General features: G+C 61.2%; 12 protein-coding genes. 11 read left to right on the top strand and 1 reads right to left on the bottom strand.

Annotation, left to right across the window (positions count from 1 at the left end):
• Nucleotides 1-44 precede the first annotated feature (44 nt).
• Nucleotides 45-959 carry a LysR family transcriptional regulator gene (locus tag BLU63_RS04105; protein ID WP_010462940.1) on the bottom strand — a complete coding sequence of 305 codons (915 nt, stop codon included), beginning with the start codon at nucleotides 957-959 and terminating at the stop codon, nucleotides 45-47.
• Nucleotides 960-1,135: 176 nt separating this feature from the next.
• Here BLU63_RS04105 and BLU63_RS04100 point away from each other — a divergent pair, with 176 nt between their 5' ends.
• The 11 genes from BLU63_RS04100 (at nucleotide 1,136) to BLU63_RS04050 (ending at nucleotide 14,360) form a co-directional block, all read left to right on the top strand.
• Nucleotides 1,136-1,858 carry a tellurite resistance TerB family protein gene (locus BLU63_RS04100; protein WP_083374935.1) on the top strand — a complete coding sequence of 241 codons (723 nt, stop codon included), beginning with the start codon at nucleotides 1,136-1,138 and terminating at the stop codon, nucleotides 1,856-1,858.
• A 263-nt stretch (nucleotides 1,859-2,121) separates the two neighbouring features.
• Nucleotides 2,122-3,744, top strand: coding sequence for a methyl-accepting chemotaxis protein (locus tag BLU63_RS04095; RefSeq protein WP_083374934.1), 1,623 nt, complete (start codon nucleotides 2,122-2,124; stop codon nucleotides 3,742-3,744).
• Nucleotides 3,744-4,280 (top strand): chemotaxis protein CheW, encoded by a 537-nt coding sequence (locus BLU63_RS04090; protein WP_083374933.1) that lies wholly within the window; start codon nucleotides 3,744-3,746, stop codon nucleotides 4,278-4,280. Before BLU63_RS04095 ends, BLU63_RS04090 begins: the two co-directional genes overlap by 1 nt.
• Nucleotides 4,277-5,536, top strand: a complete 1,260-nt coding sequence (locus BLU63_RS04085) for a CheR family methyltransferase (RefSeq protein WP_083374932.1) — start codon at nucleotides 4,277-4,279, stop codon at nucleotides 5,534-5,536. Before BLU63_RS04090 ends, BLU63_RS04085 begins: the two co-directional genes overlap by 4 nt.
• Nucleotides 5,533-6,216 (top strand): chemotaxis protein CheW, encoded by a 684-nt coding sequence (locus BLU63_RS04080; protein WP_010462930.1) that lies wholly within the window; start codon nucleotides 5,533-5,535, stop codon nucleotides 6,214-6,216. The genes BLU63_RS04085 and BLU63_RS04080 overlap by 4 nt, the downstream gene beginning before the upstream one ends.
• Nucleotides 6,213-8,513 (top strand): hybrid sensor histidine kinase/response regulator, encoded by a 2,301-nt coding sequence (locus BLU63_RS04075; RefSeq protein WP_083374931.1) that lies wholly within the window; start codon nucleotides 6,213-6,215, stop codon nucleotides 8,511-8,513. The genes BLU63_RS04080 and BLU63_RS04075 overlap by 4 nt, the downstream gene beginning before the upstream one ends.
• Nucleotides 8,510-9,520, top strand: coding sequence for a chemotaxis response regulator protein-glutamate methylesterase (gene cheB, locus BLU63_RS04070; RefSeq protein WP_077748306.1), 1,011 nt, complete (start codon nucleotides 8,510-8,512; stop codon nucleotides 9,518-9,520). Before BLU63_RS04075 ends, cheB begins: the two co-directional genes overlap by 4 nt.
• Before the next feature lie 48 nt (nucleotides 9,521-9,568).
• Nucleotides 9,569-10,570, top strand: coding sequence for a diguanylate cyclase domain-containing protein (locus BLU63_RS04065; protein ID WP_010462924.1), 1,002 nt, complete (start codon nucleotides 9,569-9,571; stop codon nucleotides 10,568-10,570).
• 271 nt (nucleotides 10,571-10,841) lie between these two features.
• A protein-coding gene (prfB, locus tag BLU63_RS04060; protein ID WP_102593528.1) for a peptide chain release factor 2 occupies nucleotides 10,842-11,937 on the top strand; the annotation gives its coding sequence in 2 pieces (ribosomal slippage) (nucleotides 10,842-10,913 and nucleotides 10,915-11,937; 1,095 coding nt in all).
• Nucleotides 11,938-12,038: 101 nt separating this feature from the next.
• Nucleotides 12,039-13,541: a lysine--tRNA ligase gene (gene lysS / locus BLU63_RS04055; protein WP_010462916.1), complete on the top strand. Its 1,503-nt coding sequence runs from the start codon at nucleotides 12,039-12,041 to the stop codon at nucleotides 13,539-13,541.
• A 102-nt stretch (nucleotides 13,542-13,643) separates the two neighbouring features.
• Nucleotides 13,644-14,360: a TetR/AcrR family transcriptional regulator gene (locus BLU63_RS04050; protein ID WP_083374930.1), complete on the top strand. Its 717-nt coding sequence runs from the start codon at nucleotides 13,644-13,646 to the stop codon at nucleotides 14,358-14,360.
• Nucleotides 14,361-14,442: the final 82 nt, after the last annotated feature.

The following is a 14,442-nucleotide window of genomic DNA, read 5'->3' as shown; positions in this document are numbered from 1 at the left end:
GGGCCCGAGGTCGACAAATTCTAAATACTGAAGGTGGCGTTCGATTAAATAGATGGCTTGCGCCCGCCGTGGGGTTGTTCGCGGGCCACGGTCAAAAACGGGTCCACCAACGCCGGACGCGCCGTGCCACGACGCCATGCCAGGCCGACGTCGAGGGTCTGGCTCAGGTCGGCAATCGGGCGGGCTTCGATGATGTCGCCCTCCAGTGACCAGGGTCGGTAGGTCATGTCGGGCTGGATCGATACACCCAGGCCTGCGGCCACCAGGCTCCGAACGGCTTCCGTCGACGCGGTTTTCAGGGTGATGCGCGGTTGCAGGCCAGCGCCACTCCACATGCGGTGGGCGTTGCGGTCCATTTCGTCGACGTTGAGCTGAATCAGTGGTTCGCGGGCCACATCGGCAAGGTTGATGCTGTCGTGTTCCAGCAACGGATGCTGAGCCGGCAACCACAACCGGTGGGGCGAATGAGTCAGCACTTCAGTCTGCAAGGCATGGCGGTCTTCGAGGTTGGACAGGATCAGCACGCCGACATCGATCTCACCGCTGACCAGCAAATGTTCGATGTACGGGCGCTCATCCTCCATCACCCGAATCTCGACATTGGGGTAGGCGCGCTGGAAACGGGTGAGCAAATCCGCAAGGTAATAACCGGCCACCAGGCTGGTCACGCCAATGATCAGCTGCCCGGCGACCTGATCGGTGCTTTGTTGCAGGCTGCGTTTGGCGTTGTCCACCGTGGCCAGAATCAGGTGCGCCTGGCGCAGGAATTGGTGGCCCTGATGGGTCAGGCTCATGCCCTTGGCGTGTCGGTTGAACAGGCCGACGCCAATCTCCTCTTCCAGTTGCTGGATCGCCAGGGTCAAGGTCGATTGGGAAATGAACGCGGTTTGCGCGGCGGCGGAGATCGATCCGGTCTCGGCCACGGCGATGAAGTGACGGATCTGACGCAAGGTCATCATGGGGAGTTACCCGGTGGGCGGTTTTTATAGATTCGCTTGAGTGTATATCGCTTTAATCGATGGCCCGTTTTTTTCAGGCAACATCCAGAAGCACTCTCGTCCCCGGTCGCCGGGCACTTTCGTTCTAGGCTGGTGGCCTTATGTGTCCGGTTAACCCCTTTCGTGGAGGCGGCAAAATGAATACGCGTGGATTGCTCGATCAACTACTCAAGTCCGGTCAGGACCTGATGCAGAACAAGGCCGGCGCAAATCAAAACAAGTCGTCCAGCGGTGGATTGGGCGGATTGCTCGGTGGCAGCGGTGGTTCGGGCGGCCTCGGCGGTTTGCTCTCAGGCGCGGGCGGTGGTGCCTTGGCGGCTGGTGCCATGGGCCTGTTGCTCGGCAGCAAAAAGGCCCGCAATGTCGGCGGCAAAGTCGCCATCTACGGTGGTCTCGCGGCGCTCGGCGTGATTGCCTACAAGGCTTACGGCAACTGGCAGGCCCAGCAGGGCACCGCGCCGAAGACCGAGCCGCAAACACTCGACCGCCTGCCACCTGCGCAGGTTGAGTTGCACAGCCAGGCGATTCTCAAGGCATTGGTGGCTGCGGCCAAAGCCGATGGCCACGTTGATGATCGCGAGCGTGCATTGATCGAAGGCGAATTCACCAAGCTCGACAACGATCAGGAATTGCAGCAGTGGCTGCATGCCGAACTCAGCAAGCCGCTCGACCCGACGGAAGTCGCCCGCGCGGCCAGCACGCCGGAAATGGCGGCTGAGATGTACATCGCCAGCGTGATGCTGGTGGATGAGGAGAGCTTCATGGAGAAGTCCTACCTGGATGAACTGGCACGGCAGTTGAAGCTGGAGCCGGGATTGAAGGCGGAGCTGGAAAAGCAGGTGCGGCAGGCTTCCCTTTAATTGCGCAGTCAGGTCAGTTAAACCGTGTCATCGTTTTTCGCGAGCAGGCTCGCTCCCACAAAGGACCGCGTTCGATTGATCAACCCGGTCAATGGAGCGAGCCTGCTTGCGAAGGCGTTTGCTTCTCTCATCCCGTGATCCATTCACCGCACGCGCCTGCCAATTCGCTTTAATCGCGACGAAATAGAAGCATGACACCCGTCTTATAAATGAAACACCCTCAGCTATACTCCCCGGCATTTGAACCGCCCGAGGATTGACCCGTGAAGAACTGGACGTTGCGCCAACGCATCTTGGCGAGCTTTGCGGTGATTATCGCCATCATGTTGTTGATGGTGGTTGTCTCCTATTCGCGGCTCTTGAAGATTGAGGTCAGCGAAGCCAGTGTGCGTGAGGACGCGTTGCCCGGGTTGTATTACAGCTCGATGGTTCGCAGTGCCTGGGTCGACACGTACCTTCGAACCCAGGAGATGCTCGGTTTGAAAGAGGGGCAGGGTTTCAGCGCAGAAGAAGCCGACAGCTTCAAAAGCTTCGAAGCTCATCTGCAGGAGCAAATGAAGAACTACCAGGCCACCGTCACCACGGATGAAGACAAGGTCGAATACGCCGTTTTTGAAAAACTCCATGCCGATTACAACAAGGTCCTGGCCGCTGTGCTCGACTTGCACAAGCGCAATCAGGGAGCCGACGCGATCAAACTGTTCAACGAGCAACTGACCCCGGCCTGGACCGCAGGTCGCATGAAGCTCAATGACATGATCCGCGAAAACAAAGCGGTCGCCGACCAGGACATCGCGGCCATTGATGACGCCGTGATCACCGCGAAAGTCATCATGGGCATTTCCCTGTTGGTCGCGGTATTGGCCGCCGGCCTCTGCGGTTTGCTGTTAATGCGCGCGATCATGGCGCCGATGAACCGGATTGTGCAGATCCTCGAAATCATGCGCACTGGTGATCTCAGCGGCCGTCTGAACCTGGAACGCAAAGACGAATTCGGGGCCGTGGAAACCGGCTTCAACGACATGATGACCGAACTCACCTCGCTCGTGTCCCAGGCCCAACGCTCCTCCGTCCAGGTCACCACGTCGGTGACCGAAATCGCCGCCACCTCCAAGCAACAACAAGCCACCGCCACCGAAACCGCCGCCACCACCACCGAAATCGGCGCGACGTCCCGCGAAATCGCGGCCACCTCCCGTGATCTGGTGCGCACCATGACCGAAGTCTCCACCGCCGCCGACCAGGCCTCGGTCGCGGCCGGGTCCGGGCAGCAAGGCCTGGCGCGCATGGAGGAGACCATGCACTCGGTGATGGGCGCGGCCGATCTGGTCAACGCCAAACTGGCGATCCTCAACGAGAAGGCCGGCAACATTAACCAGGTGGTAGTGACCATCGTCAAAGTCGCCGATCAGACTAATCTGCTGTCTCTGAATGCCGCGATCGAAGCCGAAAAGGCGGGTGAATACGGGCGCGGGTTTGCCGTGGTCGCCACCGAGGTGCGGCGTCTGGCGGACCAGACCGCCGTGGCCACGTATGATATCGAGCAAATGGTCCGTGAAATCCAGTCGGCGGTGTCGGCCGGGGTCATGGGCATGGACAAGTTCTCCGAAGAAGTGCGGCGCGGCATGTCTGAAGTGCAACAGGTCGGCGAGCAGTTGTCGCAGATCATCCACCAGGTCCAGGCGCTGGCGCCGCGGGTGTTGATGGTCAACGAAGGCATGCAGGCGCAGGCCACCGGCGCCGAACAGATCAACCACGCGCTGGTGCAGTTGGGTGATGCCAGCAGCCAGACCGTCGAGTCCCTGCGCCAGGCCAGTTTCGCCATTGACGAGCTGAGCCAGGTGGCCGTCGGGCTGCGGGGCGGCGTCTCGCGATTCAAAGTCTGATGAGCGAACTCGCGGCCAAACACAGCACGGTGATGCCGGCCAGACAGGCGTTGTTTCTGCTGTTTCGCATCGGCAACGAGCGTTATGCCTTGCAGGCACGCGAGGTGGCCGAGGTGCTGCCGCGTCTGCCATTGAAGCCGATTGCCAAGGCGCCTGACTGGGTCGCCGGGGTGTTTGCCTATCGCGGCGCGGTGGTGCCGGTGATCGACCTCAGCGCGCTGACCTTTGGCGAGCCGGTGCAATCGCGCACCAGCACACGGCTGGTGCTGGTGCACTATTGGCCGGACGAGCAGACGCCTTCACAGTTGCTCGGACTGATTCTTGAGCAGGCCACCGACACCTTGCGTTGCAATCCGGCGGACTTTAAGCCCTATGGCCTGGATAATCGCCAGGCGCCGTACCTGGGGCCGGTCCGTGAAGATGCCCAAGGCTTGCTGCAATGGGTGCGGGTGGCCGATCTGCTCGATGAACAGGTGCGCGCGCTGCTGTTTCCTTCGCCACCGCTGGCCACGGCGCTGCTTGAGGACGGGCCATGAGCAGCGATCAGCGGTTCTTCGATTTCCTCAAGGAACGCATCGGCCTCGACGTGACGTCGGTGGGGCCGGCAATCATCGAGCGCGCGGTGCGCCAGCGCAGCACCGCCTCCAGGATGCTGACGGCCGATGAGTATTGGCACACATTGCAAGGTTCGCAGGACGAACAGCAGGCGTTGATCGAAGCGGTGATCGTTCCCGAGACCTGGTTCTTCCGCTACCCGGAATCCTTCGCAACCCTGGCGAAACTGGCCATCCAGCGTTTGGCCGACATCAATTACATGCGCGCGCTGCGGATTCTCAGTCTGCCGTGCTCCACGGGCGAGGAGCCGTACTCCATCGCCATGGCCTTGCTCGATGCCGGACTTAAGCCGCATCAGTTCAAGGTCGAAGGCATGGACGTCAGCCCGCTGTCGGTGGAAAAAGCCAAGCGTGCGCTGTACGGCAAGAATTCGTTTCGTGGCCAGGACATCGAATTTCGCGAGCGGCATTTCAGCGCCGAAGAAGACGGCTACCGCCTCAACGAGCGAGTGCTTGAACAGGTGCGTTTGCAAGTCGGCAATCTGCTGGGTCCGGCGCTGCTGGCCAGCGAGCTACCCTATGATTTTGTGTTCTGCCGCAACCTGCTGATCTATTTCGATCTGCCTACCCAGCAACAAGTCTTCGAAGTGCTCAAGCGCCTGACCCATGTCGACGGCGTGCTGTTTATCGGCCCGGCCGAAGGCAGTTTGCTCGGTCGATTCGGCATGCGCTCGATTGGCATCCCGCAGTCGTTTGCCTTCAGTCGTCAGAGCGCGCCCGAGCCTCTGCCAGTCTTTGTTCCGACACCGCTGCCAGTGCGTCAGCCGGTGCGTAGCGTGACTCCGCCGCCCGTGCGCCATCGTCCGTTCGCAACGCTCACACCGCCGGCCGTCACGCCAAAAGCTTCGGACGCTGCCGCCTTGCTGGCCAACATCGCTGCCCTCGCCAACGAAGGCAAAAGTGCCGAAGCTCGCGCCGCCTGTGAAGGTTATTTGCGCAGCCACGAGCCTGTGGCCCAGGTGTTTTATTGGCTGGGACTGCTCAGCGATGTCGCTGGTCGAGCCCTCGAAGCCCAAGGGTTTTATCGCAAGGCCCTGTACCTCGAACCGCAACATCCCGACGCGTTGATGCACCTGGCAGCCTTGCTGCAATCCCAGGGCGACACGGCGGGTGCGAAAAGATTGCAGGACCGCGCCGCCCGCAGCGAACGCGCCGCCGACAGTGAGCGTAAACGATGAACGCCTCCGACACTTTGAACCTCACCCATAAAGATGCCCAGGCCATCGATGACTGCTGGAACCGCATCGGAATCCACGGCGACAAGTCCTGCCCGCTGCTGATCGAACACATTCACTGCCGCAACTGCGCGGTGTATTCCGCCGCGGCCACGCGCTTGCTCGACCGCTACGCCTTGCAACAGGACGATCGCGAGCAGGTCTCGGTGGCGGTGGAAATCGACGTGAAAACCCGCTCGCTGCTGATGTTTCGACTTGGCGAAGAATGGCTGGGCCTGGCCACTCGCAGCCTGGTCGAAGTGGCACCGCTGCAAGCGATTCATTCGTTGCCGCACCAGCGCTCTCGGGCCTTGCTCGGCGTGGCGAATGTGCGCGGTGCGTTGGTGGCGTGCCTGTCGCTGGTGGAACTGCTCGGTCTCGATGGCACTGCCAGCGTGACGTCAGGCGCGCGCGTGATGCCGAGGATGCTGATCATCGCCGCCCACGGCGGGCCAGTGGTGGTGCCGGTGGACGAAGTGGACGGGATTCACGCCATCGACGAGCGCATCCTTGAAGCCGCCTCGCAGTCCGGCACCCAAGCCAGCGCCAGATACACCCGGGGCGTGTTGCAATTCAAGGGTCGCAGCCTGCGTTGGCTGGATGAAGAACAGCTATTGTCCGCCGTGACCCGGAGCCTCACATGACCCCCGAGCAACTGCGCGACGCCTCGTTACTGGAGCTGTTCAGCCTCGAAGCCGAAGCCCAGACCCAGGTGCTGAGCGCAGGTCTTCTGGCGCTGGAACGCGATCCGACCCAGGCCGATCACCTCGAATCGTGCATGCGCGCGGCTCACTCGCTCAAAGGCGCGGCGCGGATTGTCGGGGTCGATGCCGGCGTCAGCGTCGCCCATGTGATGGAAGATTGCCTGGTCAGCGCGCAGGAAGGGCGCCTGTACCTGCGGCCCGAGCACATTGACGCCTTGCTGCAAGGCACTGATTTGCTGATGCGCATTGCGACGCCGAGTAACAATCCCGAATCGGCGGATATCGAGGCCTATGTGGCACTGATGGCGCGGTTGCTGGATCCAAATGCGCTGGCCGCGCCGATCAGCACGCCGATCGCCCCGTTCATGACCGAGTCCGAGTCCGAGCCGGAGCCTGAAGCACTCGCGCCCAAAGTCGAGGAACTGATTCCGGTCGCCGAACCGCCACCCGTCGAACCGCCGAGAAAGCTCCGGCGCACCACTGAAAATGGCGAACGCGTGTTGCGCGTCACGGCCGAACGCCTGAACAGCCTGCTCGACCTGTCGAGCAAGTCCCTGGTGGAAACCCAGCGACTCAAGCCGCACCTGGCCACGATGCAGCGCCTCAAGCGCATGCAGAACAATGGCCTGCGGGCGCTGGAAAACCTCAACGTCCACCTCAAGGAACATGCCTTGAGCCTCGAAGCTCAGGAGGCCCTGGGCGATGCCCGGCGGCTGCTGGCCGAAGCGCAGCAATTGCTGGTGGAAAAAAACGCCGAACTGGACGAGTTTGCCTGGCAGGCCAGTCAGCGGGCGCAGGTCTTGTACGACACTGCGCTGGCCTGTCGCATGCGGCCGTTTGCCGACGTGTTGAGCGGGCAAGTGCGCATGGTCCGCGACCTCGGTCGCAGCCTCGGTAAACAGGTGCGGCTGGAGATCGAGGGCGAGAAAACCCAGGTCGATCGCGACGTCCTGGAAAAGCTCGAAGCGCCGCTGACGCATTTGCTGCGCAACGCTGTCGATCACGGCATCGAATCCCCCGAGCAGCGTTTGCTCGCCGGCAAGCCTGAAGAAGGGCTGATTCGTCTGCGCGCCTCTCATCAAGCCGGTCTGCTGGTGCTGGAATTGAGCGATGACGGTCACGGCGTCGATCTGGAAAAGGTCCGTCGCAGCATCATCGAACGGCAGCTATCCCCCGCTGAAACCGCTGCCCAGTTGAGTGAAGAAGAGCTGTTGACCTTCTTATTTCTGCCGGGTTTCAGCCTGCGCGACCGGGTCACCGAAGTGTCCGGTCGCGGTGTCGGCCTGGACGCGGTTCAGCACATGGTCCGTCAGTTACGCGGCGCGGTGGTGCTGGAGCAGACCGCAGGCGAGGGCAGCCGCTTTCATCTCGAAGTGCCGCTGACGCTGTCGGTGGTGCGCAGTCTGGTGGTGGAAGTCGGTGACGAGGCGTATGCGTTCCCGCTGGCGCACATCGAGCGCATGTGCGACCTGGAGCCGGCGGACATTGTTCAGGTCGAAGGGCGCCAGCACTTTTGGTACGAAGGCCGGCATGTCGGGCTGGTCGCTGCCAGTCAGCTGTTGCAGCGTCCGGCGAGTGCGAGCAGTCAGCAAACCCTGAAAGTCGTGGTGATCCGCGAGCGCGAGGCGATTTACGGGGTGGCGGTCGAGCGGTTTATCGGCGAGCGGACATTGGTCGTATTGCCGCTGGACGAACGTCTGGGCAAGGTGCAGGACATTTCCGCCGGGGCCTTGCTCGACGACGGGTCGGTCGTGCTGATCGTCGACGTCGAAGACATGCTGCGCTCGGTGGACAAACTGCTCAACACCGGGCGTCTGGAGCGGATTGCCCGTCAGGGCAGCCAGGCCGTCGAAGCGGCCCGCAAACGGATTCTGGTGGTCGACGATTCGTTGACCGTTCGCGAGTTGCAGCGCAAGTTGCTGCTCAATCGCGGCTACGACGTGGCCGTAGCGATCGACGGTATGGATGGCTGGAACGCGCTGCGTTCGGAGGATTTCGATCTGCTGATCACCGACATTGATATGCCGCGCATGGACGGCATCGAACTGGTGTCTTTACTGCGCCAGGATAATCGCCTGCAATCGCTGCCGGTTATGGTGGTGTCCTATAAAGACCGCGAAGAAGACCGTCGTCGTGGACTGGACGCCGGAGCCGACTATTATCTAGCCAAAGCCAGTTTTCATGACGACGCCCTGCTTGATGCAGTGGTTGAGCTCATCGGAGGAGCGCGGGCATGAAAATAGCGATCGTCAACGACATGCCCATGGCGGTTGAGGCCCTGCGCCGCGCCCTGGCATTCGAACCGGCGCATGAAGTGGTCTGGGTCGCCGGCAATGGCGCGGAGGCGGTGCAGCGTTGCGCCGAAAATACCCCGGACCTGATCCTGATGGACCTGATCATGCCAGTGATGGACGGTGTCGAGGCCACCCGGCGGATCATGGCCGACACTCCCTGCGCCATCGTCATTGTCACGGTTGACCGTCAGCAGAACGTGCACCGGGTGTTCGAGGCCATGGGCCACGGTGCGCTGGACGTGGTCGACACCCCGGCCCTCGGTGTCGGCAATGCCCAGGAGGCAGCGGCGCCGTTGTTGCGCAAGATCATGAACATCGGCTGGCTGATTGGTGACAAGGGCAATCGTGAGCGATCGGCCCCCAGCCCGCTGCGTAGCTCGGCCTCGCGCCAGCGCTTGATTGCGATCGGCTCGTCGGCAGGCGGACCAGCGGCGCTGGAAGTCTTGCTGAAAGGGCTGCCACGGGATTTTTCGGCCGCGATCGTGCTGGTGCAACATGTTGACCAGGTGTTCGCCGCCGGCATGGCCGAATGGCTCAGCAGCGCCAGCGGCCTGAAGGTGCGCCTGGCTCAGGAAGGCGAGCCTCCTTTGGCCGGCACAGTGTTGCTGGCGGGCACCAACCACCATATTCGCTTGCTGAAAAACGGCACGCTGGCCTATACCGCCGAACCGGTCAACGAGATCTACCGGCCCTCGATCGACGTGTTTTTCGAGAGCGTGGCCAGTTACTGGAATGGCGATGCCGTGGGCGTATTGCTCACCGGCATGGGACGCGACGGCGCGCAGGGGCTTAAACTCATGCGCCAACAGGGCTACCTGACCATCGCGCAGGACCAACAAAGCAGTGCGGTTTACGGAATGCCGAAAGCGGCAGCGGCCATCGACGCCGCCGTGGAAGTTCGCCCACTGGACAAGATAGCGCCACGATTGCTGGAGATTTTCCCAAAATGAAGACTTTTCGCAGCAATCCTGGCCCAAGCAGTATTCAGGTGACCGCACATGACTGACCTACAGCTCGACGACTTCAAGACCGACGAAAACGCCGCCATGGTGTTGCTGGTGGACGATCAGGCGATGATCGGCGAGGCGGTGCGTCGCGGGTTGTCGAATGAAGACAATATCGACTTCCACTTCTGCGCCGATCCACACCAGGCCATTGCGCAGGCGATCCGCATCAAGCCAACGGTGATCCTGCAGGATCTGGTGATGCCCGGGCTGGACGGCCTGAGCCTGGTACGTGAGTACCGTAATCATCCAGCGACCAAGAACATTCCGATCATTGTCCTGTCGACCAAGGAAGACCCGCTGATCAAGAGCGCGGCGTTCGCGGCCGGGGCCAATGATTACCTGGTCAAGCTGCCGGACAACATCGAGCTGGTGGCGCGAATTCGCTACCACTCGCGGTCCTACATGACGCTGTTGCAGCGCGATGCGGCCTACCGCGCGTTGCGGGTCAGCCAGCAGCAGTTGCTCGACACCAACCTGGTGTTGCAGCGGTTGATGAACTCCGACGGCTTGACCGGGCTCTCGAACCGCCGGCACTTCGACGAATACCTGGAGCTGGAATGGCGCCGTTCCCTGCGTGATCAGAGCCAGTTGTCGCTGCTGATGATCGATGTCGACTACTTCAAGTCCTACAACGACAGCTTTGGCCATCTCGAAGGCGATGAAGCCCTGCGTAAAGTCGCGACCGCGATTCGCGACGCGAGCGCCCGGCCCTCGGACCTGCCAGCCCGTTACGGCGGGGAAGAGTTCGCCTTGGTGTTGCCCAATACCACGCCGGGCGGGGCGCGGCTGGTGGCGGAAAAACTCCGCCTCACGGTGGAAGCGCTGAAGATTCCGCACATTGTCCCCAGCGAAGGCTCTGGCCTGACCATCAGCATTGGCCTGTCGACCATGATCCCGCAGCCGGGCAGTGATTGCCGGCAACTGATCTCGGCGGCGGACAAGGGGCTGTATCTGGCGAAGAACAATGGGCGCAATCAGGTGGGCATCGAGTAGCGACCGACCGAGATTGCGAATACTGATCTCTTGGATGGGAAATACCCCCTGTGGGGAGGGAGCTTGCGCCGCTGGGCCACGAAGCGGCCCCTCTTCTGCGCAAAAAGAAGGGGACTGCTGCGCAGTCCAACGGGAGCAAGCTGCCTCGCCACAGATTACTCGGCGTCCGCTTTAATCATTCGCCCCTAAAGCCGCCAGGCGGGCTGCCGTGACAGCTTGATTACGTTATACTCGCCGGCTTTCAAAAGTTCGCCAACGAGTGCTGCCCGCCATGGAAATCAACCCGATCCTTAACAGTATCAAGGACCTGTCCGAGCGCTCCGAAACTATTCGGGGGTATCTTTGACTACGATCAAAAGCATGAGCGTCTGACTGAAGTCAATCGCGAGCTTGAAGATCCGGCTGTCTGGAACAACCCGTCGTACGCTCAGGAACTGGGCCGCGAGCGGTCGCTGCTGGCTCAGATCGTCGAAACCCTCGACGAAATGCACAGCGGTCTGGCCGATGCCAAAGATTTGCTGCTGATGTCCGCCGAAGAAGAAGACCAGGCCGCCGTCGATGACGTCGCTGCCGAAGTCGAGCGCCTGCGCGAGTCGCTGGAAAAACTCGAATTCCGTCGCATGTTCAGCGGTGAGATGGACGCCAACAACGCCTACCTGGACATCCAGGCCGGCTCCGGCGGCACCGAGGCCCAGGACTGGGCCAACATCCTGCTGCGCATGTACCTGCGCTGGGCTGACAAACGCGGTTTCGACGCAACCATCATGGAACTGTCGGCCGGTGAAGTCGCCGGGATCAAGGGCGCCACGGTCCACATCAAGGGCGAATACGCCTTTGGCTGGCTGCGCACCGAGATCGGCGTGCACCGTCTGGTGCGCAAGAGCCCGTTCGACTCCGGCAACCGCCGCCACACCTCGTTCTCGGCCGTGTTCGTGTCGCCGGAAATCGATGACAACATCGAAATCGACATCAACCCGTCGGACCTGCGCATCGACACCTACCGCTCCTCCGGTGCCGGTGGTCAGCACGTAAACACCACCGACTCGGCCGTACGTATCACCCACGTACCGACCAACACCGTGGTCAGCTGCCAGAACGAACGCTCCCAGCACGCCAACAAAGACACCGCGATGAAAATGTTGCGGGCGCGCTTGTACGAGCAGGAAGTGCAGAAACGCAACGCCGCCTCCCAGGCCCTGGAAGACACCAAGTCGGACATCGGCTGGGGTCACCAGATTCGCTCTTACGTGCTCGATGCGTCGCGAATCAAGGATTTGCGCACTAACATCGAACGCAGTGACTGCGACAAGGTGCTCGACGGCGATATCGACGAATACCTGGTGGCCAGCTTGAAACAAGGGCTTTAACGCACGCCCTGCGGGGGTCAATACGACCCTGTAGGAGCGAGGCTTGCCCGCGAACCCCGGCGAATGCCGGGGGCAACGAACCTGATGGAATATTTAAAGACATGAGCGACCTACAACTCGACCCGCAAGCCCTGCAACAGGAAGAAAACTCCCTGATCGCCCTGCGCAAGGAAAAGCTTGCTGCCGAGCGCGCCAAGGGCAATGCCTTCCCCAACGACTTCCGCCGCGACAACTACTGCGAAGACTTGCAGAAACAGTACGCGGACAAGACCAAGGAAGAGCTGGCAGAGGCTGCAATCCCGGTCAAGGTTGCCGGTCGCATCATGCTCAACCGTGGCTCGTTCATGGTGATCCAGGACATGACCGGGCGCATCCAGGTCTACGTCAACCGTAAGACCCTGTCCGAAGACACCCTGGCCGCGGTGAAAACCTGGGACATGGGCGACATCATCGCAGCCGTTGGTACCCTGGCCCGTTCCGGCAAGGGCGACCTGTACGTTGAAATGACCGAAGTGCGACTGCTGACCAAATCGCTGCGCCCACTGCCGGACAAGCACCACGGCCTGACCGACACCGAACAGCGCTACCGTCAGCGTTACGTTGACCTGATCGTCAACGAAGAAGTGCGCCAGACCTTCCGCGTTCGTTCCCAAGTGATCGCGCACATCCGCAGCTTCCTGATGAAGCGTGACTTCCTCGAAGTCGAAACGCCGATGCTGCAAACCATTCCGGGTGGCGCAGCAGCCAAGCCGTTCGAGACGCACCACAACGCGCTGGACCTGGAAATGTTCCTGCGTATCGCGCCTGAGCTGTACCTCAAGCGCCTGGTGGTTGGCGGTTTCGAGAAAGTGTTCGAGATCAACCGCAACTTCCGTAACGAAGGCGTTTCGACGCGTCACAACCCTGAATTCACCATGTTGGAGTTCTACCAGGCGTACGCCGACTACGAAGACAACATGGACCTGACCGAAGAACTGTTCCGCGAACTCGCGCAACTGGTCCTGGGCAGCACCGACGTGCCGTATGGCGACAAAGTGTTCCACTTCGGCGAACCGTTCGTGCGTCTGTCGGTGTTCGACTCGATCCTCAAGTACAACCCCGAGCTGACCGCTGACGACCTGACGGACATCGAGAAGGCTCGCGCCATCGCCAAGAAGGCCGGCGCCAAGGTGCTGGGCTTCGAAGGTCTGGGCAAGTTGCAGGTGATGATTTTCGAAGAACTGGTCGAGCACAAGCTGGAGCAGCCGCACTTCATCACTCAGTACCCGTTCGAAGTGTCGCCGCTGGCCCGTCGTAACGACGACAACCCAAGCGTCACCGACCGTTTTGAACTGTTCATCGGCGGCCGCGAAATCGCCAACGCCTACTCCGAGTTGAACGACGCGGAAGACCAGGCCGAGCGCTTCATGGCGCAGGTGGCCGACAAGGACGCGGGCGACGACGAAGCCATGCACTACGACGCCGACTTCGTTCGCGCGCTGGAGTACGGCATGCCGCCAACGGCCGGTGAAGGGATCGGTATCGATCGTCTGGTGATGTTGTTGACCAACTCACCGTCGATCCGCGACGTGATCCTGTTCCCGCACATGCGGCCACAAGCGTAAGTGTTTCAATAAAAAAGCCGCCTATAACAGGCGGCTTTTTATTGCCTGTCTGGTACAAACGTATCAAATGGTTACTTTTGAAGTTAGAGAGGAATACCTGTCGTGAACCGTGCAATTGCTCAAGAAGGTGCAGCGGGCGTCGCCACTGCGGTCGCTGAAAGCGTTCAGTACCAGGGCCGCAAGGCCAGCCGACAGGGCAGCGAGCAGCGTCGACAGGACATTCTCGATGCGGCGATGCGCATTGTCGTGCGCGATGGCGTGCGGGCCGTGCGTCACCGAGCGGTAGCGGCCGAGGCCGGTGTGCCGCTGTCGGCCACCACTTATTACTTCAAGGATATCGATGACTTGCTCACCGATACCTTCGCCCAGTACGTGGAACGCAGCGCCGCGTTCATGGCCAAGTTGTGGATCAATAACGAGGGCCTGCTGCGCGAGATGGTGGTCAGCGGCGACGGCAGCCCCGAGTCGCGCTCGCAGCTGGCGGACGACATTGCGCGGTTGATGGCGGACTACGTTCACCGGCAACTGATCAACCGTCGCGAGCACTTGATGGCCGAACAGGCGTTCCGCCAGGAAGCGCTGCTGAACCCGCGCCTTGCTGAGCTGGTACGGTCACATCAGCAGATTCTGCTCCAGGGCACATGCCAGCTTTTCCAGGTATTGGGTTCGCGCGAACCACAACAGGATGCCAAAGTGTTGACGGCGATTATCGGACGGATGGAATATCAGGGCCTGCTCAACGACGCCGAGCCTGTCGCCGAAGCCGAAATGCTCGGTATCCTGACCCGCTACATGCATTTGGTTTTGGCGTCGGTGTAATTCCTGCGGGGCGCTCGACCCTGTAGGAGCGAGGCTTGCCCGCGAAGGCGGTATAACATTCAACCTGTGTGTTGACTGACAC

It is taken from the genome of Pseudomonas mandelii (assembly GCF_900106065.1).
In the GTDB taxonomy this organism is placed as follows: domain Bacteria; phylum Pseudomonadota; class Gammaproteobacteria; order Pseudomonadales; family Pseudomonadaceae; genus Aquipseudomonas; species Aquipseudomonas mandelii.
Note: the sequence above shows the minus strand (reverse complement) of the source record. Positions and strands in the feature narration are given on the sequence as shown.

What these genes read in the sequence shown, in the direction of transcription:
- lysS (WP_010462916.1), top strand. Translation starts at nt 12,039, where the DNA reads ATGAGCGACCTACAACTCGACCCGCAAGCCCTGCAACAGGAAGAAAAC.
- BLU63_RS04085 (WP_083374932.1), top strand. Translation starts at nt 4,277, where the DNA reads ATGAGCAGCGATCAGCGGTTCTTCGATTTCCTCAAGGAACGCATCGGC.
- BLU63_RS04080 (WP_010462930.1), top strand. Translation starts at nt 5,533, where the DNA reads ATGAACGCCTCCGACACTTTGAACCTCACCCATAAAGATGCCCAGGCC.
- BLU63_RS04100 (WP_083374935.1), top strand. Translation starts at nt 1,136, where the DNA reads ATGAATACGCGTGGATTGCTCGATCAACTACTCAAGTCCGGTCAGGAC.
- cheB (WP_077748306.1), top strand. Translation starts at nt 8,510, where the DNA reads ATGAAAATAGCGATCGTCAACGACATGCCCATGGCGGTTGAGGCCCTG.
- BLU63_RS04075 (WP_083374931.1), top strand. Translation starts at nt 6,213, where the DNA reads ATGACCCCCGAGCAACTGCGCGACGCCTCGTTACTGGAGCTGTTCAGC.
- BLU63_RS04065 (WP_010462924.1), top strand. Translation starts at nt 9,569, where the DNA reads ATGACTGACCTACAGCTCGACGACTTCAAGACCGACGAAAACGCCGCC.
- BLU63_RS04105 (WP_010462940.1), bottom strand. Translation starts at nt 959, where the DNA reads ATGATGACCTTGCGTCAGATCCGTCACTTCATCGCCGTGGCCGAGACC.
- BLU63_RS04090 (WP_083374933.1), top strand. Translation starts at nt 3,744, where the DNA reads ATGAGCGAACTCGCGGCCAAACACAGCACGGTGATGCCGGCCAGACAG.